This window comes from Streptomyces silvae (assembly GCF_016745505.1).
Taxonomy (GTDB): Bacteria; Actinomycetota; Actinomycetes; order Streptomycetales; family Streptomycetaceae; genus Streptomyces; species Streptomyces silvae.
Genome location: NZ_JAERUC010000206.1, coordinates 16,835 through 37,435 on the forward strand (window position 1 = coordinate 16,835; position 20,601 = coordinate 37,435).

Below are 20,601 nucleotides of genomic sequence, written 5' to 3' on the forward strand. Positions count from 1 at the left end.
GTCATTGGCATGGACCTGCCCGTCGAACTGGACTACAGTCCGTAGCGGCACTTCTGAGAGCGCTCTCAGATGCTCTCGGATGCTTCCTGTTCCACCCCCACGAAGCTGGAACAACAGAAGGGGCACTCCCTTGAGACATACGACGATGGTGCGGACCGGTCTCTCCGCACTGCTCATCATCGGCACCTGGGCGACCGCCGGCCTGACCCAGGCCTCCGCCGCGGACACCCGTTCCTCCTCCGAACCTCAGGCATCGGCCGGCATCCTCACGGCCATGCAGCGCGACCTCGGACTGACGAAGAGCCAGGCGGAGGCCCGGCTCACCGCCGAGAAGGCGGCGACGGCCGTCGAGGGCCCGGCGCGCAGCGCGGCCGGGACGTCGTTCGGCGGCTCCTGGTACGACGCGGACAGCGAGCGCCTCACGGTCGCCGTCACGGACAGCGCCAAGGCCGGTGCCGTCCGGGCCGCCGGGGCGGACGTCCGGATCGTCGGCCACACGGCGCGCGAGCTCGACAGCGTCAAGAGCAGGCTGGACGCGCTCTCCGCGCCCAGCGGTGTCAGCAGCTGGCACGTCGACCCCGAGGCCAACACCGTCGTGGTGAACGTCGTCGCCTCCGAGCAGGGTGACAACGATGTCCGGGCCTTCGTCGCGAAGGCCCGGAAGGCGGGCCCCGTCACGGTGAAGCAGACCGCCGGGGCCCCGCAGACCTTCGCCGCGGGAACCGTGGGCGGCGACCCGTACTACACCGGCAACGTCCGCTGCTCCATAGGCTTCTCGGTGCACGGCGGCTTCGTCACGGCCGGCCACTGCGGCCAGGCCGGCGGAGCGGTCAGGGGCTGGGACGGCTCGGCCATCGGCAACTTCCAGGGCTCGTCCTTCCCCGACAACGACTACGCCTGGGTGAACGTGGGCAGCGGCTGGTGGACCGTCCCCGTCGTCCTGGGCTGGGGAACCGTCTCCGACCAGCTGGTCCGCGGCTCCAACGAGGCCCCGATCGGCGCCTCGATCTGCCGTTCCGGCTCCACCACCCACTGGCACTGCGGCAACGTCCTCGCCAAGAACGAGACCGTCAACTACAGCCAGGGCGCCGTCCACCAGATGACCAAGACAAGCGTCTGCGCCGAAGGGGGCGACTCCGGCGGGTCGTTCATCAGCGGCGACCAGGCGCAGGGCGTCACCTCGGGCGGCTGGGGCAACTGCAGCAGCGGCGGTGAGACCTGGCACCAGCCCATCAACGAGATCCTCAACCGCTACGGGCTGACCCTCCACACGGCCTGACGTACGACCCGTGCCGGCCCCGGCCGGCCCGGCGGTACATGACCGGTCTGCTGCGGCAGCAGGGTGGCCCCCTGCCGCAGCAGACCTCGGCCGCGCCCGGCCGGGTTCCCCGCCCGTGGCCGTTCGCGCGGGCTCGACGGCTCATCCGGGTGCAGCGCGCCGAGGCGCGCTGCACCCGGCGACGCTCTCTTCGGAACGCCCCGCCGCTTCCTTCGCCCGGGTGGCCGCCCGTGTCCCTGTGGTCGTCCCGTGACCGGTCCCGAAAGGCCCCCGGGCCGGCGCTCCCCCCCCCCGCCAGGTTTTCCCCGGCCTCGGCGGCCGGACCCCGGCGCCGACCCCGCCACCCCCTCGCTCCGGCCGCGCCACTGCTCCGGCCACCCCCTCGCTCCGGCCGCGCCACCGTGACCGCCGTCCCGGGCTCCTTCCGCCCCGGCCCCCGCGTATCCGCGCGCCGTGACCGCGCAGCCCGTCCCGTCCTGCGCGTCCGTGTTCAACTTCCGGTGCACCGCGCACGGTTCACGAACTCTTGACATGTTCTCAGCCGCGGCGTAACACTGGCACCGCCTTGGGAGAGCGCTCTCCCAGGGTTCCGCACGACGCACCATCCAGCTCCACTCTCCCCCCACCGCGCACCCGATGTGCGCGGACGCAGAGCGGCATGGAGGTCCGCATGGCCGAAAGAATCAGCAGAACCACCTGGGTGTCCGCCCTCGTCATAGCCACCGCACTGGCCCTCGTCGTCATGGGGTTCAACGCGATCACCCGCGCCGGCACCCCGGCGGCGACCGGGGCGGCCCCGAAGAGTGCCGGTGAACCGGCCGCGGCGTCACACGTCATGCAGGGGACGCAGCACACGCAGGGGCACGCGATGGCGGCGGCCGACCCCGTCCCCTCGGGTGACGCCCCCGACGGCGACGGCTACATTCCGGCGAACCCGCCGGTCACCGGCGTGGAGCCGTCCACCGAGATCCCGCCCCACCGGTACTTCCACGAGTTCCAGGCGAACTGCTCGGTCAACCACACCGGTTCGGTCGACCCGATCGTCTACCCGGGGCAGACCGGCAAGTCCCACAACCACACGTTCATGGGCAACGACACCACGGACGAGAACAGCACCACCGCCTCGCTCGGTGAGGGCGGCACGGCGTGCAAGGCGCCCGGTGACCTGTCCGCGTACTGGATGCCGACCCTCTACAACGGTGACCAGGAGGTGCGCCCGGTCGGTCCGCAGACCATCTACTACAAGGCCGGTGTCACCGACTACCGGACCGTACGGCCGTTCCCCAAGGGGCTGCGCTTCGTCGTCGGCAGCCCGATGCAGACCGCCGAGGAGTTCCGTAACCACCCCGGCATGGTCGAGGGGTACGAGTGCGGCGAGAGCTACCACAACTACGAGTTCCCGGCCACCTGCCCGACCAGCCAGGACACGCAGCTCAACCTCCGTATGCAGGCGCCCAGTTGCTGGGACGGTCAGCATCTGGACACCCCGGACCACCAGGCCCACATGGCCTATCCGGTCGTGATGGGCGCCAACCAGGACGTCTGCCCGGCCAGCCACCCCGTGGCCCTGCCGATGATCGAGTTCAAGATGGCCTGGCCCGTCAACGGTGACATGTCGCAGGTGAGGCTGGCCAGCGGCACGGGCCACTCCTTCCACTACGACTTCTTCAACGCCTGGGACGACGCCACGCTGGACGCCCTGGTCGACCACTGCATCGTGGGCGCGCTCCAGTGCGACGCCCGCGGTTACGACGAGACCAACCCCGGCGAGGGTGCCGCTCTGGACGAGAACTACGAGCTGCCCTGACCCGTCCCGTCTCCCCCTCGTGGGTGGATCACGCCCACGAGGGAGAGCGCTCTCCCATCCCTGTCCACCCCACGAGGACCCGTCCACCCCACAAGGACCCGTCCCCCCACAAGGAGCTGTCTCCTCATGAAATTGTCACGTCCCACCCCCACGGCCCGCGCCCGCAGACGTACGACGGCACGCCTCGCCGTCGCCGCTCTCGTCGCCGCGGGAGCGGCCACCCTGCCCGTGCCCGCCGCGCAGGCGGCCGGCAGCGTGGTGAAGGTCGAGGGATCGCAGGGCGCCTGGAAGCTGACCGTCGACGGCGCGCCGTACACGGTGAAGGGCCTGACCTGGGGCCCGGCCGTCGCCGACGCCGGGCAGTACATGCCGGACATCAGGTCGATGGGCGTCAACACCATCCGGACCTGGGGCACCGACGCCACGACGAAGCCCCTGCTGGACAGCGCGGCCGACAACGGCATCAAGGTCGTCGCCGGCTTCTGGCTCCAGCCGGGCGGCGGCCCGGGCAGTGGCGGCTGCGTCAACTACCTGACGGACACCGGCTACAAGAACGACATGCTCGCCGAGTTCCCCAAGTGGGTGGAGAACTACAAGGACCACCCGGGTGTCCTCATGTGGAACGTGGGCAACGAGTCGGTGCTCGGTCTCCAGAACTGTTACAGCGGCGACGCCCTCGAACAGCAGCGGGACGCGTACACGACCTTCGTCAACGACATCACCAAGAAGATCCACGCGGTCGACCCCGACCACCCGGTCACCTCGACCGACGCGTGGACCGGGGCATGGCCGTACTACAAGAAGAACGCCCCGGACCTCGACCTGTACGCGGTGAACTCCTACGGCGCCGTCTGCGACATCCGCAAGACCTGGGAGGAGGGGGGCTTCGACAAGCCCTACATCGTGACGGAGGGCGGCCCCGCCGGTGAGTGGGAGGTGCCCGACGACGCCAACGGCGTACCGGACGAGCCGACCGACGTGGCGAAGGCCGAGGGCTACGACAAGGCGTGGCAGTGCATCACGGACCACTCCGGAGTGGCCCTGGGCGCGACGCTGTTCCACTACGGCACCGAGTACGACTTCGGCGGCGTCTGGTTCAACCTGCTCCCGGCGGGTCAGAAGCGGCTCTCGTACTACGCCGTGAAGAAGGCGTACGGAGCCGACACCTCGGGCGACAACACACCGCCGGTGATCTCCGGCATGACGGTGGACAACTCCTCCGCCGTCCAGGCCGGCAAGCCGTTCACGGTCAAGGCGTCGATCTCCGACCCCGACGGTGACACGCTCACCCACCAGGTGCTGCTCGGCAGCAAGTACGTGGACGACAGCGGACAGCTGACCGACGCGCAGTTCACGGACAAGGGCGACGGCACCTTCGAGGTCACCGCTCCCGACCGCCTCGGTGTCTGGAAGGTCTACATCAAGAGCTCGGACGGCAAGGGCAACGTCGGCATCGAGACGAAGTCCTTCAAGGTCGTCCCGCCCGAGATCGGCGGTACGAACCTCGCGCAGGGCAAGCAGGCGACCGCGTCCACCTTCCAGCCGGACAGCACCGGCTGCCCCTGCCCCGCGGGCAACGCGGTCGACGGCTCCTTCGACACCCGCTGGGCCAGCGACTGGGCCGACCAGCAGTGGATCCAGGTCGACCTCGGGGAGAAGACCGCGTTCGACCACGTGCAGCTCGCGTGGGAGGCCGCGTACGCCAAGGGGTACACCGTGCAGACCTCGGACGACGGCCAGAACTGGACCACCGTCCACACCGTCACCGAGGGCAACGGCGGCATCGACGACATCGACGTCACGGGTGAGGCGCGCTACGTCCGGGTGAACGCCGGCGTGCGCGGCACCCCCTGGGGCTACTCGCTCTACGAGTTCGGCGTCTACCGGAGCTGACCGCCCGAAGAACCAGCCGCACCGTCCCACTCCCCGCCGTCGGTGCGGCCGGACAGTCCGCGGCGGGCCACGGAACCCCGTGGCCCGCCGCGGACCCGTTCCCGGAGGCTGCCCCCGGAAGAAAGGGGCTCCGCCTTCCCGGAGACCGCCTAGAGCGGCTCCTCCGGCCCCTCGTCACCCGTGCTCAGCTCCTCGGCCCGCAGCGCCAGATCCTGGAGCACATCCGCCGAGGTCACGTCCTCCTGCCCGGAGTCGTGGATCTGGGCGAGCGCGATGAAGGCGAGGGTGAATGCTCCGACCAGTTGTTCGACGGCGCCGCCGACCTCGCGACCCACCAGAGCGGCCATCTCCTCGACGGTCGCGTCGGAGGGGATGGCGATGTGCGGCATCGTCTCGTTGAGGAGGGTCGTCACCATGCTCTCGCCCGCGTCCGGGTCGACGCCGCCGGCATCCCCCTCGGCATGGCGCTGTATCTCGCCCGCCTCCGTGAGGATGCCGATCACTCGCTTGAGGACTTCGCTCTGCTCCATACGGCGAGCATAAGCGCCGGACCTCCCAGGTCCGATCGCCCACCCTGCGGTGTGCCGGACGACGAACGCCCCCGGACACCGGCAGGTGGGGCTGCCGGGCCGGGGGTTCGGGCCGTCGCCCGGGGAAGGGCTCAGGCCGCCGTGCGGGGCCTGCCGCCCGAGAACGCGCGGATCAGCTCCGCGTAACGCCGCCCGCTCGTCTTGACGGTGCGGCGCTGGGTCTCGTAGTCGACGTGGACCAGACCGAAACGCTTGTCGTAGCCGTACGCCCATTCGAAGTTGTCCAGGAGCGACCAGGCGAAGTAGCCGGCCAGCGGCGCGCCCTTGCGTACGGCGCGGGCACAGGCCGCGAGGTGCTCCTCCAGGTACCGGGTGCGTTCCGGGTCGTGCACCGAGCCGTCGGCGCCGACGACGTCCCGGTAGGCCGAGCCGTTCTCGGTGACGTGGATCCGCCGGGCGCCGTACTCCTCGGTGAGGCGCAGCAGCAGCTGCTCCAGGCCCTCGGAGTGGACCTCCCAGTCCATTGCGGTCCGCCGGGTGCCCGGCAGTTGGATCTGCCGGGCGTGGGGGACGGGCCCGTCCGGGTCGGCGGTGACGATCTGGCGGAAGTAGTAGTTCAGCCCGATCCAGTCCAGCGGCGCCGCGATGGTCTCCAGGTCGCCCGGGCGCAGGGGCAGTTCGACACCGTAGAGGTCGAGCATGTCCTGCGGGTAGCCCCGGCCGTGGACGGGATCCAGCCACCAGCGGTTGATGTGGCCGTCGGCCCGTACGGCGGCGGCGAGGTCGGCCGGGCTCTGGCTCGCCGGTTCGATCGGGCTGAGGTTGTTCACGATGCCGACCCGGGCGTCCGGGGACAGCGCGCGGATCGCCCGTACGGCCAGACCGTGGCCGAGGTGGAGGTGGTACGAGGCGCGGACCGCGGCCGTCAGATCGGTCAGGCCGGGTGCCATCCTCCCCTCCAGATGGCCGATCCAGGCCGAGCAGAGCGGCTCGTTGAGCGTCGCCCAGTCCTTCACCCGGTCACCGAGGCGTTCTACGACGACGGAGGCGTACGCCGCGAAGTGCTCGGCGGTCTCGCGGACGGTCCAGCCGCCCCGGTCCTGGAGCACCTGCGGCAGGTCCCAGTGGTAGAGCGTGGCGAACGGGGTGATCCCGGCCTCCAGGAGCCCGTCCACCAGCCGGTCGTAGAAGTCGAGACCGGCCTTGTTCACCGGTCCGTCGCCCCCGGGCACGACCCGGGGCCACGCCACCGAGAAGCGGTAGGCGCCCGCCCCGACCTGCTTGATCAGTCCGATGTCCTCGGGGACCCGGTGGTAGTGGTCGCAGGCCACGTCACCGGTGTCGCCGTTGTCGACGGCGCCCGGGGTGTGGGAGAAGGTGTCCCAGATCGAGGGGGAGCGGCCGTCCTCGGCCACCGCACCTTCGATCTGGTACGCGGCCGTCGCCACCCCCCAGGTGAAGTCGTCCGGGAGAGCGCTGAGATCGTTCACCGGCTGCCTTTCCGAATAGGTCACTTGACGGCCCCCGCGGTGAGCCCGGCGACGAGGTAGCGCTGCAGCAGCAGGAACCCCACGACGACAGGCACGCTGACGACGAGCGAGGCCGCCATGACCTGGTTCCAGTACACGTCGTTCAGCGTGGAGTAGCCCTGCAGGCCCACCGCGAGGGTGCGGGTCTCGTCGTTGGTCATCACGGACGCGAACAGCACCTCGCCCCACGCCGTCATGAACGCGTACACGGAGACGGCGACGATCCCCGGCACCGCGGCCGGCACGACCACCCGGAAGAGGGCGCGGATCGGGCCGCAGCCGTCCACCATGGCGGCCTCGTCCAGGTCCCTCGGGATGGAGTCGAAGTAGCCGATCAGCATCCAGATGGAGAAGGGCAGCGAGAACGTCAGGTACGTGAGGATCAGCCCGCCCCGCGAACCGTACAGAGCCAGCCCGGTGCTGTTCCCGATGTTGACGAAGATGAGGAACAGCGGGAGGAGGAAGAGGATCCCCGGGAACATCTGCGTGGAGAGCACCGTGACGGTGAAGACACGCTTGCCGCGGAAGCTGTAGCGGCTCACGGCATAGGCCGAGAAAACCGCGATCACCACCGAGAGGACGGTCGCGGAACCGGCCACGATCAGCGAGTTCACGAAGTACCTGCCGAGCGGGACCGTCTCCCAGATGTCGAAGTACGGCTGCACGGTCAGCCCGTGGGGAATCCACTGGAACTTCCCCGACACCTCCTGGAGCGGCTTCAGCGAGCTGCTGATCATCACGTAGACCGGCAGCAGGACGAAGCCCGCGAGCAGGGTCAGGACGACGCGGCGGGTCCAGAGGAAGGACTGCGGCGCGGCCATGGGGGACCGGGCGGCGCGGCTAGGCACGGGAACCCTTCCTTCCGCGTGAGGTGAAGAACAGGTAGACGGCGGTCACGACCAGGAGGAAGAGCAGCAGCAGCACGGACATGGCCGAGCCGGTGCCGAAGTTCCAGGTGACGAACGACGACTGGTAGATGTGGATCGAGATGAGGTCGGCGTTCGCGGGAGCCGACTTCCCGAACAGCACGTACGGCGTGTTGAAGTCGTTGAACGTCCACAGGAACAGCACGAGCACCAGCACCTGGTTGACGGGGCGCAGCGAGGGCAGCGTGATCTTGCGGATCTGCTGCCAGATGCCGGCACCGTCGATCGAGGCGGCCTCGTACAGCTCGCGCGGGATGTTCTGCAGCGCGGCCATCAGCATGAGGAAGGCGAAGGGCCAGCCCTTCCACACCGAGACGATGATCAGCGCGTAGATGCTGTTGTCGCCGATCAGCCAGAAGGACGGCTGGTCGGTCAGCCCCAGCTGGTCGTGGAGGACGTGGTTCACCAGCCCGTTGTCCCGCTGGAACATGAACGCCCAGGTGATGACCGCCGCGTAGACCGGCAGGGCGTACGGGACGAGGAAGATGGTCCGCAGGACGCCGCGGCCCCGGAAGTTCTCCTGGAGCATGACCGCCGCAGCGACCCCGAGGAGCCACGCGAGACCGACGGCGAAGAACGTGAAGACACAGGTGACGAAGAAGGAGTGGAGGAGGGCCTCACCGATCGGCGCGTCGAAGTCGACGGCGAGCCTGTAGTTGTCCAGGCCGGTCCAGGGCGCGGCGCTCCAGTTGTTGATGAAGAACTGCGTGAGCTGACGGAAGCTCATCACGATCCCGACGATCATCGGGATCAGATGGATGAGGAGTTCGAGGAGGACTGCGGGGAGGAGCAGGAGGTAGGGGAGTCCGCCTTGGCGGATCCGGTCGGGGATGCGCGGCATCCTGCGGCGCGCACCCCCGCTGCCCCGGCTCGTACCCTTGGCCGATGTCGCGGGCCCGGGGTCGGTGGTCACGGTGGCGGTCATGGAGAGAGCCTCACTGCTGCATCGTCTGCTGGGCCTTTTCGAGGCGCGCCTTGACTGTGTCGGTGGTGACGGGCTTGCCGGCCGCGGCGTCCGCGAACAGCTCCTTCACCGCGGTGCCCACGGCCGTCTCGAACTGCGACTCGTTCGGCACCTGGGGGAGCGGGGCGGCACTGGTGGCCAGGGTGTCGCGCAGGACCTTCAGCTCGGGCGCCGAGAACGCGGGATCCGACTGGGCGGCCTTGACGGGCGGGATCGACCCGTAGGTCTTGCAGAGGATCTTCTGCTCCTCGTCGCTCGTCATGAACTTGACGAACTTCTTCGCGCCGTCGATGTTCTTGGTGTTCTTGAAGACCGCCATGTTGATGCCGGCGACCATGGAGTTGGTCTGCTTGCCCGCGCCCGGTGCACCGGCCGGCACGGGGACGGGAGCCACGCCCCAGTCCTCCGGCTTCATGCCCTGCGAGGCGAAGGTGGTGGCGGCGGCCTGCCACAGGACCATGGCGGTCCGGCCCTTGGCGAAGTCCGTCAGCGACTGGTTCTGGGCGTACTCCGCGTTGCCCGGGGCGATGATCTTGTCCTTGGCCATGAAGTCGACGTACTGCTTCACGGCGCTGACGGCGCCGTCGGAGGTGAAGTCCGCCTTGCCGTCCTTGTCGAAGAAGTCCGCGCCGTGCTGCTGCCCCAGGACGAACGTCTGGTGGATGTTGTTGGACAGGTTCGACCCCTCGGCACCCAGGGCCCACTTGCCGTCCTTGGACAGCTTCTTGCCATCCGCGACGAGCTGGTCCCAGGTGGCGGGCGGGGTGGTGATGCCCGCGTCCGCGAACATCTTCTTGTTGTAGTAGAGGGCGTACGACAGCGAGTAGAGCGGCACCGCGGCGGGGGGCTCGCCCTCCTTGCCGGCCGAGGCGACCGCCGAGTCGATGAAGCGGTCCCGGCCGCCGATCGCCTCGAAGTTCTTGTCGTCCCAGGGGAGCAGCGCCCCGGTGGCCTGGAGCGACGCCGACCAGGTGTTGCCGATGTTCAGCACGTCGGGGCCCTGACCCGACGTGGTGGCGGCGAGGATGCGGTTCAGCAGGTCGGCCCAGGGGACGACCTCCAGCTTCACCTTGATCCCGGTCTCCTTCTCGAACTTCTTCAGCTCGGGAGCGAGGATCTTCTTGTCGGCCTCGACGCTCGGCCCCTGGTTGGACGCCCAGTACGTCAGGGTCTTCGGCGACTCGTTGCTGCCGCCGCCCGAGGAGGTTCCGCCTCCGCAGCCGGTGACTCCGGCGGCGACGGATATGGCGAGGGTGACGGCTGCTGCGGCTCTGAGGTGACGCATGAAAGGTGGCCCCTTTCCGGGGAGGGTGCGGGTTCGGGATCCGAACGACCCTTCCGCTCTTAATTTAAGATGTGATTTAAGAGCTGAAGAAAGTGCGCGTCAAGAGCCCGGACCGGGGTATGTTGCCGGGGCGAAGGGAGCAACATGGCTGAGCGCAGCAGACGGACCGTGCGTGACCTGCGAAGGGGCAATCGGGCGCGGGTATTGCAACGGTTGTATTTCGACGGCCCGCTGAGCCGTCAGGAGCTGGGCCCGGCGACCGGGCTGAGTTCGGGATCCATCAGCAACGTGGTCGCCGAGCTGGCCTCCGAAGGGCTCCTGGAGGAGGCCGGCGTCGTCGACTCCGACGGCGGGCGCCCCCGCACCCTGCTGAGGATCGCGCCGGGCGGCGGCCTGTTCGTGGGCATCGACATCGGCGAGACCCGGGTGCGCGTCGAGCTGTTCGACCTCTCGCTGACGGAACTCGCCCGCACCGACCGCCTGCTGGCCCAGCACGGATACGACGTCGAGCGCATCGTCGGCCATGTCAGGTCGGGGGTGTCCGACGTCCTGCGGGACGCGGGCGCCGACCCCCGCATGCTGCTCGGCATCGGCATCGGGGTGCCCGGGATCATCGAACGCGACGCACCGGAGCCGGCCGGCGGCCCCGGTGCGGTCGTGCACGGCCAGACCATCGGATGGAGCGCGGTCCCCTTCGAACGGCTGCTCCGTGAGGTGGTGGACGTGCCGCCCGAGGTGCCGTTCTTCATCGACAACGGCGCGAAGACGCTGGGGCAGGCCGAGATGTGGTTCGGCGGCGGCCGCGGCGCCGGAGCGGCCGCCGTCGCCCTGATCGGCTCAGGGGTCGGCGCGAGCGTCAACCGGGGGGACATCCTCGACGAGGACCTCTCCAACGCCGCCCTGGAATGGGGCCACACCACGGTTCAGCTGCGGGGCCGCCGGTGCCGATGCGGCTCCATAGGCTGCCTGGAGGCCTACGCCGGCGCGGAGGCCATGCGCGAGCGCTGGCAGGAGGCCGGAGGCCCGCTCGCCCCGGACGCCGACGACGAGACGGCGCTCGCCGCGCTCCTCGACGCCGCCTACCCGGGGCCCGGCGGCCCCGCCCCCGACCCGGTGGCCGTCTCGATCCTGGACGAGACGGCGGAGTGCCTGGGCGCGGCACTGGCCGACCTGGTCAACCTCTTCCTGCCCGAGCGCATCCTGCTCGGCGGCTGGGCGGGCCTGCTCATCGGCCCCCACCTCCTCCCGGAGATCCGCCGGTACGCCCGGGAGTACGCCCTCGAACACGCTGTCGCCCGTACGACGATCGACCTGGGCCACCTCGGCCCGGACGCGGTCACCGTGGGCGCGGCGACCCTGCCCCTCTCCGACTTCCTGGCCCGCGGCGGCACCCGCCCCATGCCGGAGCCCCTCCGGAGCGCCACCCCTGCCCTGGACCGCGCGACACCGGGCCGCAGCAGGACGGCGGCGGGCTGAGGGGGACGGCCCGGGAGGCCTCCGACGCCGGGCGGCCCGGGGGGAGGGCCGACACCACCTCGCGAAACCCTAGGCGGAGTCCCTGACGACCAGCACCGGTTCGAAGATCACCGAGGTCGCCGGCCTCTCCGGCGCGGCCAGCCGGTCCAGCAGCAGACCGGCCATCTCCGCCGCCATGTCCTCCACCGGCTGCCGCACCGTGGTGAGCGGCGGACGGCAGGCCGAGGCGGCCCTGCTGTCGTCGAAGCCGACCACCGCGACGTCCTCGGGCACCCGCCTCCCGTGCTCCCGGAGCACATGGCACGCCCCGGTCGCCATGAGGTCGTTCCCCGCGAACACCCCGTCCAGATCCGGGTGTTCGGCCAGCAGCCGTTCCATCGCGGCCTCGCCGCTCTCCTGGGTGAACAGTCCCTCGGCGACCGGGGCACCGGCCCGGCCGTGCCGGGCCATCGTGTCCCGGAACCCCGCGAGCCTCTCCTGCGCCGCAGGTATGTCCAGCGGCCCGCTGATGGTGGCGATCCGGCGGCAGCCACGGGCCAGCAGATGCTCGGCGGCCAGCCGGGCTCCGTCCCTGTGGGCCAGATCGACGTAGCTGATCCGGGTCGGCCGGGCGGGGCGGGCGTACAGCACGGCGGGCAGCCCGGCTTCCGTGACGAGACCCGGCAGCGGGTCCTGAGCGTGGGTCGAGACGATCAGCGCCCCGTCGGCGCTGCCCTGGCGCAGATACGCCAGCACCTCGTCCCGGGCACGGGAGGTCTCGGCGAACATCAGCACCGGGTGCATCCCGCGCGGCCGCAGGTAGTTGACGATGCCGGTCACCACCCGGCCGAAGAACGGGTCGGCGAAGACCTGGGCCGTGAAGGACCCCTCCTCGGCGGGCCCCTCCCCGTCCGGCTCGCCCCCCGCGCCCGACACCACCAGGGCGATGGCGTCCGTGCGCCGGGTGACCAGGGAGCGGGCCGCGCGGTTGGGGGCGTAGCCGGTGGACGACACCGCCTGGCGTACGGCCTCCTGGATCGCGGGGTCGACGTTGCGCACCCCGTTGATGACCCGCGAGACCGTCGCGCGCGAGACGCCGGCCGCCCGCGCCACGTCCTCCAGGGTGGGCGCCGCGCCGGGTGATCGGGGATCCGTCATGAGGGCCTTTATAGCATCAGGAAGAGGGTCGGATAGAGCGCTCTCCCAGGGTTCTCGAAGAGGTCAGGCGGCAGGTGACGTCCCGGCCCGGCGGGGTGGTGCGCCGGTGCGCGTGGGGGACCGGCGTCAGCTGTTCCCTTGTCACCGGCCCTCGTATGCCCATAAGTTGGCCGCTTGCGACGTGTCCTACAGCCAGTGGGGGAGCCTGATCATGGCCGCGAACGGACGGCACCGCAGATACCAGCCCAGCCGGATCAACCGTGCCTCGCTCACGGTGACGGCGGGAGGCGCGGGTATCGCGCTCCCGCTGCTCACGGCGGCCTCCGCCGGCGCCGCCTCGACCGATGTGTGGGAGAAGGTCGCCGCCTGCGAGTCGACGGGCGACTGGCACATCAACACGGGCAACGGCTACTACGGGGGACTGCAGTTCACCCGCTCGACCTGGGACGCCTACGGGGGCACGGCCTACGCCGCACGGGCCGATCTGGCGACCAGGGACCAGCAGATAGCCGTCGCCGAGAAGGTCCTCGACGGGCAGGGGCCGGGAGCCTGGCCGACGTGCTCGGTACGCTCCGGCCTGAAGCAGGGCGGCGACGCACCGGCCACGGCCCCCCGGACCACGGCGGCCAAGGCCGTGCAGGCCAAGGCGGCGGAGGCCCGCCCCGCGAAGAGCACGGCCACCACGTCCGCCCGGGACGCGGTGGCGGCGAAGACCTCCCCGACTGCGGTGCCCGGTCAGCGCGAGTCGTACACCGTCGCGCGCGGCGACTCCCTCTCCGGCATCGCGTCCGCCGAGCGGGTCCAGGGCGGCTGGCAGCGGCTGTACGCGGCGAACCGTAGCGTCGTGGGCGCCGACCCCGACCTCATCCTCCCGGGCCAGCGGCTGACCCTCGACGTGGCCGGTGCGCCGACGACGGCCCCGAAGCAGAGGTCCACACCCAAGGCCACGGCTCCGAAGACCACGGCTCCGAAGGCCACGGAGAAGGCCACCGAGAAGGCCGCGCCCAAGAAGACCGCCGCCCCCAAGGCCACGGAGAAGCCGGCCCGGAAGGCCGCCCCCGAGCAGACGGCGAAGAAGCCCGCGGCCCCGGCCGCCAAGAAGGCGTCCAAGCCGCGGTCCGCCCTCACCGCCCCCGTGTCCGCCCGCACCGGAACCCCGTACCACCAGGCCGGTTCATGGTCCAGCGGCTACCACACGGGCGTCGACTTCCCCGTCCCCACCGGCACCTCCGTCAAGGCCGTGGCGTCCGGGAAGGTCGTCTCGGCCGGCTGGGCGGGCGCGTACGGCTACGAGGTCGTCATCCGGCACGCCGACGGCAGGTACAGCCAGTACGCCCACCTCTCCTCGCTCCATGTGCGCGAGGGCCAGCAGGTCGGCAGCGGGCAGCGGATCGCGCGCTCCGGATCCACCGGCAACAGCACCGGCCCCCACCTGCACTTCGAGATCCGCACCGGCCCGGGCTACGGATCCGACATCGACCCCCTGGCCTACCTCAGGGCCGGCGGCGTCAGCGTGTGAACAGCCCCGGCGCGGCCCTCTAAGTCACCCCGGCGGGCGGGCTGCCCGCCGCCGAACTCCACGCGCCCCCCGCCGTGGCCCAACGGCAGGGTCAGCGGCAGGGAGAGCGCGGTGGGCGCCGGGAACGGGTCCGGCAGCACCGCCGCCCCCTGCGCCGTCGCGGGTTCCGTCGGCTCGGGCGGCGCCACCTGCTTCGGCACCTCCGGGCCACCGGCGCGCCCCTCCGGCGTACGCTCCCGGGACTCCGCCCGCTCGGCCTCCAGTCGCTCCGCACCCACGCGCTGCGTGGTCAGCAGCACCAGACCGGCCGCCGCCAGCGCGCCGCAGGCGAGGGCGAGCAGGGTGCCGGTCAGGCCGAAGCGGAACTGTTCCCCGAACATCGTGATGCCCACGGCGGCCGCCACCACCGGATTGACCACCGTGACCGTCGCCAGCGGCGCCGCCAGCCCGGCACCCCGGTACGCCGCCTGGGAGAGCAGCAGCCCCGCCGCCGCCAGCACCGCGATCACCAGCAGGGTCGGCAGCCCGGACGTCACCGAGCCGGAGGTCCACTCCACGGCCACGGTCTTGGTGAACACCGACGCCATGCCGAAGGCGACACCCGCGCCCGTGGCCAGCACCACGCTGCGCGGCATCGGCCGGTGCAGTCCCCTGGCGAGCACCAGGACGGCCGCCACGACACCCGCGGTCACGGCTGCGAGCACCAGCTGCTCCGGCCCGGCCAGCGTGTGGGACCCGGCGCTCCCGGTGAGGGCCAGCAGCCCCGCGAGGCCGACCGTGGCCATCAGCGCACCGCGCCAGGCCGTGCGCCCCGCCCTGCGGCCCACGAAGAGCGCCGCCATCGGCAGCGCGAAGACGATCGTCAGCGCCCCGAGAGGCTGTACGAGGCTGAGAGGCCCGTACGCGAGCGCCACGACGTGGAGCACTGCTCCCACGCCGTTGAGCGCCACAGCCACCCACCAGGCGCCCTTGCGCAGCGGTGCGTACGGGCGGCTGTCACCGGACGCGGCCACGCGCTCCTGGACGATCGCCCCGGCCGCGTAGGCGACCGCGGAGACCAGTGACAGCAGCACGGAAAGCGCGAGGGAACTCATGTACACCACGATGTCCCGTCGGAGCCGTCGCGTCGTCGTCCCTGAGGCGGCGATTCGGCGTACTGCTCCAGTAGTACGTCCATCCCTCCAGGGTCCTCCTCCTGACGGTAGTCCTGCTCGCCCGAAGGCTCAGAAGTTCGCCGGGAAGAGGTGACACACCGCCGCCGTTCCACCGCGCCCGGTGTCCGGAGAGGTCACGGACCGGCCGTCGCGGCGCCGGCCGGTCAGGTGCTGAGCATGAACTCGGCGCGGATGCGTTTGCCGACGGGCACGCGCTCGGCCGTGAGCCGGTCGCAGAGCGCGACCACGATCTCCATCCCGTGACCGCCGAGGCGGGCCGGATCGGGGGAGTAGAGCACGGGGAGCGCCGTGCTGCTGTCGTACACCGTGACACTGATACGCCGGGCGTCGCCCTCGAGCTCCAGCAGGTACGGACCGTGGCTGTAGCGGTCCGCGTTGGTGATGAGCTCGCTGACCGCCAGCATCAGATCGCTGCGGGTGTGCTCACCCAGCACAGCGAGCCACTCCGCGACGAGCCGCGCCAGGAAGCGGTCGGCCAGCGCGCGGGCCTGCGCGATGCAACCGGGCTCGCCGTCGAACACCTCGGCGGTGAGCAGAACCTCCGTGGACGGCGGGGATCCCTGGAAGGGATCTTCCGGCCGTGAGGTGGCCTGTTCGTTCATGTGCTCCAGCCAGGGGCGCCGCAGGGGAGGTCGTCGACCTCTTCTCGCCGTTCGTCTACCCGCGTCGAGAGATCCCACTCCGGGAGATCTCTGCAGATCTTACGCGCGCGGAGGCAGCCGGACCACGCTCACGAAGAAGTCGTCGATCTGGCGCACCGCACCGATGAACTGCTCCAGGTCGACCGGCTTGGTGACATAGGCGTTGGCGTGCAGTTTATAGCTCCGCAGGATGTCCTCCTCGGCGGAGGACGTGGTGAGGACCACCACCGGGATCAGCGCCAGCTCCGGATCCGTCTTGATGCGCTCCAGCACCTGCCGGCCGTCGTACTTCGGCAGGTTCAGATCGAGAAGGACCAGATCAGGGCGCGGCGCGTCCGGGTACGCGCCCTGGCGGTAGAGGAAGTCCAGCGCCTCCTGTCCGTCGCGGACCACATGGAGGGTGTTGCGGATCTTGTTGTCCTCGAACGCCTCACGGGTCATCAGCTCGTCGCCGGGATCGTCCTCGACGAGCAGGACCTCGATGGGCTTGACGGCGTCGTTCACAGGGGGTCTCCCGACCGGGGGGTGAGCGCGGCGGGGGCCAGGAGCTCCGCCGTGGTGTGGGTGGGTGCCTCAGGGAGGACGGGCAGGGTGAAGTGGATCAGTGTGCCCTCGGCCGGCTCGGGGTCCAGCCAGATCCGGCCACCGTGGAACTCGATGATCTTGCGGCAGAGGGAGAGCCCGATCCCGGTCCCCTCGTACTCGTCGCGCGCGTGCAGACGCTGGAAGATGACGAACACCTTGTCCGCGAACTCCGGCGCGATCCCGATGCCGTTGTCGGCGACCGTGAGATGCCAGTCGTCGCCCTCCCGGACGCACCCGACGGTGATCCGGCAGGGCACGTCGCGCCGCCGGAACTTGACCGCGTTCCCGATCAGGTTCTGCCACACCATGGCGAGCGACGTCGAATCGCCGAGCAGCTCGGGCAGCGCGTCCTCACGTACGACGACGGCTCCCGACTCCTCGACGGCCAGGGTGAGATTGGACAGGGCCCGGTCCAGCGCCGCGTCGAGGTCCACCGGCTTCCAGCTCTGCTGCACCCGGCCCACCCGGGAGAACGTCAGCAGGTCGTTGATGAGCACCTGCATCCGCTTGGCCCCGTCGACCGCGAAGTCGATGTACTGCCGACCGCGTTCGTCCAGCTCCGACCTGTACCGCTTCTCCAGCAGCTGGCAGAAGGACGCCACCTTCCGCAGTGGCTCCTGGAGGTCGTGCGAGGCCACATAGGCGAACTGCTCCAGCTCGGAATTGGAGCGGCGCAACTCCGCGGTCTGCTCGGCCAGCAGCGTCTCCCGCTCCTGGGACTCGGCCAGCTCGGCGGCCAGGCGCCGGCGCATGTCCTCGGCCGCGGCGGCCACCGCCCTGACGTCCGACGGGCCGCGGACCTCGATCCTGCTGCTGAAGGCTCCCTCCCGCACCCGGATCGACGCCGCGGTCAGCGCGGCCAGGGGACGGCCCACCATGCGGTGCAGCAGCAGGCTCAGCGAGACGACGGCCAGTACGAAGCCGAGGACCAGGGCGATCAGCACACGGTCGCGGGTGGTGCGCGCGGCGGACAGCTCGGCGCGTGCGGTGTCCCGCGCCTCGTCCAGGTGTCCCTGCTGGGCGGTGTACAGAGCGCGCAGCGCGTCGAACTCCGCCTTGCTCCGCACGATCGGGGCCGAGGACGAGCCTGCCGGCCCGCTCGCCCGCACCGTTGCGATCAGCGGCTCGGCCCGCACGGTCCGCCACTGCTCGGCGGCCCCCGCCAGCCGGTCCAGGTCCTCGGCGAACGGCTGCTCGTCCCTGGTCAGCGCGCGCACCCGGGCCAGCCGCTCCTTCTCGGCCCGCATGCCTTCCTCGTAGGGCTCCAGGAACGAGGGGTCACCGGTGAGCGCGTAACCGCGTACCCCGGTCTCCTGGTCGAGGAGCGCGTTCTGCAGCTGGAACGACGCCGAGCGGGCGGGCTGGATGCGGTCCACCAGCTCCGTGGTCCGGTCGGAGATCCGGGAGAGGACGAGCCCGCCCACGACGAGACATCCGCAGACCACCAGCACGAAGCCGGCCAGGATCAGATGCACCCAGTTCTGCACCGACAGCCGGGCTATCGGTCCGGGCGGTGAGGCCGCCGGCTGCTCCGTGCTCATGTGCCTGCCTTCCAGCCCAGATGAAGAACGGCGACGTCGTCCGCCAGTCCGCCGTACGGAGAGGCGCTCTCGGTGGCCTCGGCGACCAGGGCGTCGACGAACGCGCCGGGTTCGAGTGCGCCGTACTTGCCCGCCATGGCCAGCAGACCGTCCTCGCCGAGCCGGGACTTGGGACCCGTACGTCCCTCGAACAGGCCGTCGGTGAACAGGACGAGCTCACTGTCCGGGAAGAGATCCAGCTCCGTGATCGTCCAGTGGCCCGCGCCGGGCAGCAGCCCGAGCGCCATGCCGGCGTCGGGCTCCACCCAGGAGACGTGCCTGCCACGCCGCATGAGCAGCCCCGGATGGCCCGCCCGCCCGACGAGTACCTTGTCCCGCCCCGGCGGGAAGACGAGCGTGGTCACGGTGGCGAACACATGAGGATCCGACCGCTCGGCGACGAGAATGCCCTCCAGCAGACGGATTTTCTCGGGCTGCGTGACACCGGTCAGTACGGCCGTGCGCCAGGCGACCCGCAGGCAGACACCCAGGGCGGCCTCCGCGGCGCCGTGCCCCGACACATCGCCGATCACCGCGTGCACCACGCCGTCGGGGGTCTGCACCACGTCGTAGAAGTCACCGCTCAGCAGCCCGTGGGCGCGCCCCGCCTCGTAGCGCGCGGCGACCTGGAAGGTGTCGTCCAGGAGCAGCGGGATCGGCAGCAGCGCACGCTCCAGACGGGCGTTCTCCTGGGCGATCAGACGGCTGGTCCGCATCGCGGCCGCCGAGCGCTCGGCGTGCTTGCGCTGGAGGGCGTAGCGGACCGCGCGGCCCAGCACCTCGGGGTCGATCCGGCCCTTGACGAGGTAGTCCTGGGCGCCCTGCGCCACCGCGGACAGCCCCGTCGACGACTCGTCCAGACCCGTGAGCACGATCACGGCCGCGTCAGGGGCGGACCCGACGAGCTGACGGACGGCGTCGAGGCCGTTCACATCGGGCAGATGGAGATCCAGCAGGACACACACCGGTGTGCTGCACCCCAGCAGGAACCGCCGCGCCTCGGCCAGCGTCTTGCACCACGTGAGCGGGGCGGCCAGCTCGCTGTCGGTGAGCATCTCCTCGACCAGGAGCGCGTCCCCGGCGTCGTCCTCGACCAGGAGCAGGACCGCGTCGACGTCCCAGACGGACACGTCGGCACCGGTCAGCACCCTCTGCTGCTCGGGGACCACGCCGGACTGCTGCACACGCGTAGAGGTGCCCAACGACGAGTCGGCCACGCTCCACCCCCTAGGTGACGGACGGCACGGGACACCCACGGCCGTATCGGCTGAAAGCATATGTGACTGAGGCCCGGCACTCGGCCGGGCCTCAGTCGTTCCGTGCGTACGCCGTGGGGTCAGGCCTCCACGCTCATGCCCGTGCGCAGACGCTTGACGATCCTGCTGAGCAGACGCGACACGTGCATCTGCGAGACGCCCAGCTCGGCGCCGATCTGCGCCTGCGTCATCTCCTGGCCGAAGCGCATGCGGACGATCTTGCGCTCACGGTCGTCCAGCTGCCGCAGCAGCGGGGCCAGGGTGTGCAGGTTCTCGACGCTCTCCATGCCCGGGTCGTCGTCGCCGAGCAGTTCGGCGTAGGCGCGCTGGTCGCTGCCGGACTCGCTGTCGGCGTTCGGGGTGTCCAGCGAACCCGCCGAGTAGCCGTTGGCCGCGACGAGACCCTCGATGATCTCCTCCTCGGGGAGATCGAGGTGCACGGCGAGCTCCGCCACGGTCGGGTCGCGGTCCAGCTCCGCCGACAGCTGCTCCTTGGCCTTGGCCAGCTCGACCCGCAGCTCCTGCAGTCGCCGCGGGACGTGCACCGACCAGGTCGTGTCACGGAAGAACCGCTTGATCTCACCGACGATGTACGGCACCGCGAAGGTCGCGAACTCGACCTCCCGGGAGAGGTCGAACCGGTCGATCGCCTTGATCAGGCCGATCGTCCCCACCTGGATGATGTCCTCGGTGTCGTCACCGCCCCGGTTGCGGAACCGCGAGGCGGCGAAGCGCACCAGGGAGAGATTCATCTCGATGAGGGTGTTGCGCGCGTACTGGTATTCGTGGGTGCCCTCCTCGAGGACCTGGAGCCGGTCGAAGAAGAGCTTCGACATGGCCCGGGCGTCCTGCGGGGCCACCTTGCCGGCGTCCTCGATCCACGGAAGCGCGGCCGTGCCGGAAACCGCACCCGCCTCGTCACACCGCGTGGCCGCTGTGCCGATCGCTTCTGTGGTTCGCACTGACATGGCCGTCATGGTGTCGCCCTCCCTGGTGTCCGCTCTGCAGTGACGGGCGCA

17 protein-coding genes are annotated in these 20,601 nt (G+C 70.7%); 5 read left to right on the forward strand and 12 right to left on the reverse strand.

Annotation, left to right across the window (positions count from 1 at the left end; genetic code table 11):
* The first annotated feature begins 145 nt into the window (after positions 1–145).
* From JKV81_RS34900 to JKV81_RS34910, 3 genes are all read left to right on the forward strand, one after another.
* Positions 146–1,279, forward strand: coding sequence for a S1 family peptidase (locus JKV81_RS34900; protein WP_129260226.1), 1,134 nt, complete (start codon positions 146–148; stop codon positions 1,277–1,279).
* Positions 1,280–1,949: 670 nt separating this feature from the next.
* Positions 1,950–3,086 (forward strand): DUF1996 domain-containing protein, encoded by a 1,137-nt coding sequence (locus JKV81_RS34905; RefSeq protein ID WP_202079610.1) that lies wholly within the window; start codon positions 1,950–1,952, stop codon positions 3,084–3,086.
* 126 nt (positions 3,087–3,212) lie between these two features.
* On the forward strand, positions 3,213–4,979 hold the full coding sequence (locus JKV81_RS34910; protein ID WP_129259884.1) for a galactose-binding domain-containing protein: 1,767 nt from the start codon (positions 3,213–3,215) through the stop codon (positions 4,977–4,979).
* A 149-nt stretch (positions 4,980–5,128) separates the two neighbouring features.
* Here the strand turns inward: JKV81_RS34910 and JKV81_RS34915 are convergent, their stop codons facing one another.
* The 5 genes from JKV81_RS34915 to JKV81_RS34935 form a co-directional block, all read right to left on the reverse strand.
* Entirely contained in the window at positions 5,129–5,509 is a 381-nt protein-coding gene (locus JKV81_RS34915) for a hypothetical protein (RefSeq protein ID WP_099175750.1), read from the reverse strand.
* A gap of 131 nt (positions 5,510–5,640) precedes the next feature.
* Positions 5,641–6,999, reverse strand: a complete 1,359-nt coding sequence (locus JKV81_RS34920) for a GH1 family beta-glucosidase (protein WP_202079612.1) — start codon at positions 6,997–6,999, stop codon at positions 5,641–5,643.
* A gap of 20 nt (positions 7,000–7,019) precedes the next feature.
* Positions 7,020–7,859: a carbohydrate ABC transporter permease gene (locus JKV81_RS34925; RefSeq protein ID WP_129260227.1), complete on the reverse strand. Its 840-nt coding sequence runs from the start codon at positions 7,857–7,859 to the stop codon at positions 7,020–7,022.
* Positions 7,860–7,878: 19 nt separating this feature from the next.
* Entirely contained in the window at positions 7,879–8,889 is a 1,011-nt protein-coding gene (locus JKV81_RS34930) for a carbohydrate ABC transporter permease (protein ID WP_129259887.1), read from the reverse strand.
* Between the two features lie 10 nt (positions 8,890–8,899).
* The gene (locus JKV81_RS34935) at positions 8,900–10,213 is read right to left on the reverse strand and encodes an ABC transporter substrate-binding protein (protein ID WP_129259888.1); all 1,314 of its coding nucleotides are present in this window, start codon (positions 10,211–10,213) and stop codon (positions 8,900–8,902) included.
* Between the two features lie 144 nt (positions 10,214–10,357).
* Between JKV81_RS34935 and JKV81_RS34940 the strand changes: the two genes are divergently transcribed.
* On the forward strand, positions 10,358–11,689 hold the full coding sequence (locus JKV81_RS34940; protein WP_202079614.1) for an ROK family transcriptional regulator: 1,332 nt from the start codon (positions 10,358–10,360) through the stop codon (positions 11,687–11,689).
* 69 nt (positions 11,690–11,758) lie between these two features.
* Here the strand turns inward: JKV81_RS34940 and JKV81_RS34945 are convergent, their stop codons facing one another.
* Complete coding sequence (locus tag JKV81_RS34945; protein ID WP_124279149.1) at positions 11,759–12,826, reverse strand: LacI family DNA-binding transcriptional regulator; 1,068 nt, start codon at positions 12,824–12,826, stop codon at positions 11,759–11,761.
* A gap of 211 nt (positions 12,827–13,037) precedes the next feature.
* Between JKV81_RS34945 and JKV81_RS34950 the strand changes: the two genes are divergently transcribed.
* Positions 13,038–14,345 (forward strand): transglycosylase family protein, encoded by a 1,308-nt coding sequence (locus JKV81_RS34950; RefSeq protein ID WP_129259890.1) that lies wholly within the window; start codon positions 13,038–13,040, stop codon positions 14,343–14,345.
* On the opposite strand, the gene JKV81_RS34955 is transcribed toward JKV81_RS34950, so the two are convergent.
* The 6 genes from JKV81_RS34955 to JKV81_RS34980 form a co-directional block, all read right to left on the reverse strand.
* Complete coding sequence (locus JKV81_RS34955; protein ID WP_202079616.1) at positions 14,315–15,439, reverse strand: DMT family transporter; 1,125 nt, start codon at positions 15,437–15,439, stop codon at positions 14,315–14,317. The two genes, JKV81_RS34950 and JKV81_RS34955, sit on opposite strands and share 31 nt — an antisense overlap.
* A gap of 224 nt (positions 15,440–15,663) precedes the next feature.
* A complete protein-coding gene (locus JKV81_RS34960) occupies positions 15,664–16,122 on the reverse strand; it encodes an ATP-binding protein (RefSeq protein WP_124279152.1) in 459 nt (152 codons plus the stop codon).
* A 99-nt stretch (positions 16,123–16,221) separates the two neighbouring features.
* A complete protein-coding gene (locus tag JKV81_RS34965) occupies positions 16,222–16,665 on the reverse strand; it encodes a response regulator (RefSeq protein WP_124279153.1) in 444 nt (147 codons plus the stop codon).
* Positions 16,662–18,287, reverse strand: coding sequence for a sensor histidine kinase (locus tag JKV81_RS34970; RefSeq protein ID WP_202079618.1), 1,626 nt, complete (start codon positions 18,285–18,287; stop codon positions 16,662–16,664). The genes JKV81_RS34965 and JKV81_RS34970 overlap by 4 nt, the downstream gene beginning before the upstream one ends.
* Positions 18,284–19,495: a PP2C family protein-serine/threonine phosphatase gene (locus tag JKV81_RS34975; RefSeq protein ID WP_241748359.1), complete on the reverse strand. Its 1,212-nt coding sequence runs from the start codon at positions 19,493–19,495 to the stop codon at positions 18,284–18,286. The genes JKV81_RS34970 and JKV81_RS34975 overlap by 4 nt, the downstream gene beginning before the upstream one ends.
* 167 nt (positions 19,496–19,662) lie before the next feature.
* Positions 19,663–20,559, reverse strand: a complete 897-nt coding sequence (locus JKV81_RS34980) for an RNA polymerase sigma factor SigF (protein WP_129259894.1) — start codon at positions 20,557–20,559, stop codon at positions 19,663–19,665.
* Positions 20,560–20,601: the final 42 nt, after the last annotated feature.

Excerpts from the sequence above, each read along its gene's own strand:
- JKV81_RS34915 (WP_099175750.1), bottom strand. The coding sequence starts at position 5,509 with ATGGAGCAGAGCGAAGTCCTCAAGCGAGTGATCGGCATCCTCACGGAG.
- JKV81_RS34905 (WP_202079610.1), top strand. The coding sequence starts at position 1,950 with ATGGCCGAAAGAATCAGCAGAACCACCTGGGTGTCCGCCCTCGTCATA.
- JKV81_RS34940 (WP_202079614.1), top strand. The coding sequence starts at position 10,358 with ATGGCTGAGCGCAGCAGACGGACCGTGCGTGACCTGCGAAGGGGCAAT.
- JKV81_RS34900 (WP_129260226.1), top strand. The coding sequence starts at position 146 with ATGGTGCGGACCGGTCTCTCCGCACTGCTCATCATCGGCACCTGGGCG.
- JKV81_RS34980 (WP_129259894.1), bottom strand. The coding sequence starts at position 20,559 with ATGACGGCCATGTCAGTGCGAACCACAGAAGCGATCGGCACAGCGGCC.
- JKV81_RS34960 (WP_124279152.1), bottom strand. The coding sequence starts at position 16,122 with ATGAACGAACAGGCCACCTCACGGCCGGAAGATCCCTTCCAGGGATCC.
- JKV81_RS34950 (WP_129259890.1), top strand. The coding sequence starts at position 13,038 with ATGGCCGCGAACGGACGGCACCGCAGATACCAGCCCAGCCGGATCAAC.
- JKV81_RS34910 (WP_129259884.1), top strand. The coding sequence starts at position 3,213 with ATGAAATTGTCACGTCCCACCCCCACGGCCCGCGCCCGCAGACGTACG.
- JKV81_RS34935 (WP_129259888.1), bottom strand. The coding sequence starts at position 10,213 with ATGCGTCACCTCAGAGCCGCAGCAGCCGTCACCCTCGCCATATCCGTC.
- JKV81_RS34930 (WP_129259887.1), bottom strand. The coding sequence starts at position 8,889 with ATGACCGCCACCGTGACCACCGACCCCGGGCCCGCGACATCGGCCAAG.
- JKV81_RS34925 (WP_129260227.1), bottom strand. The coding sequence starts at position 7,859 with ATGGCCGCGCCGCAGTCCTTCCTCTGGACCCGCCGCGTCGTCCTGACC.
- JKV81_RS34970 (WP_202079618.1), bottom strand. The coding sequence starts at position 18,287 with ATGAGCACGGAGCAGCCGGCGGCCTCACCGCCCGGACCGATAGCCCGG.
- JKV81_RS34955 (WP_202079616.1), bottom strand. The coding sequence starts at position 15,439 with ATGAGTTCCCTCGCGCTTTCCGTGCTGCTGTCACTGGTCTCCGCGGTC.
- JKV81_RS34945 (WP_124279149.1), bottom strand. The coding sequence starts at position 12,826 with ATGACGGATCCCCGATCACCCGGCGCGGCGCCCACCCTGGAGGACGTG.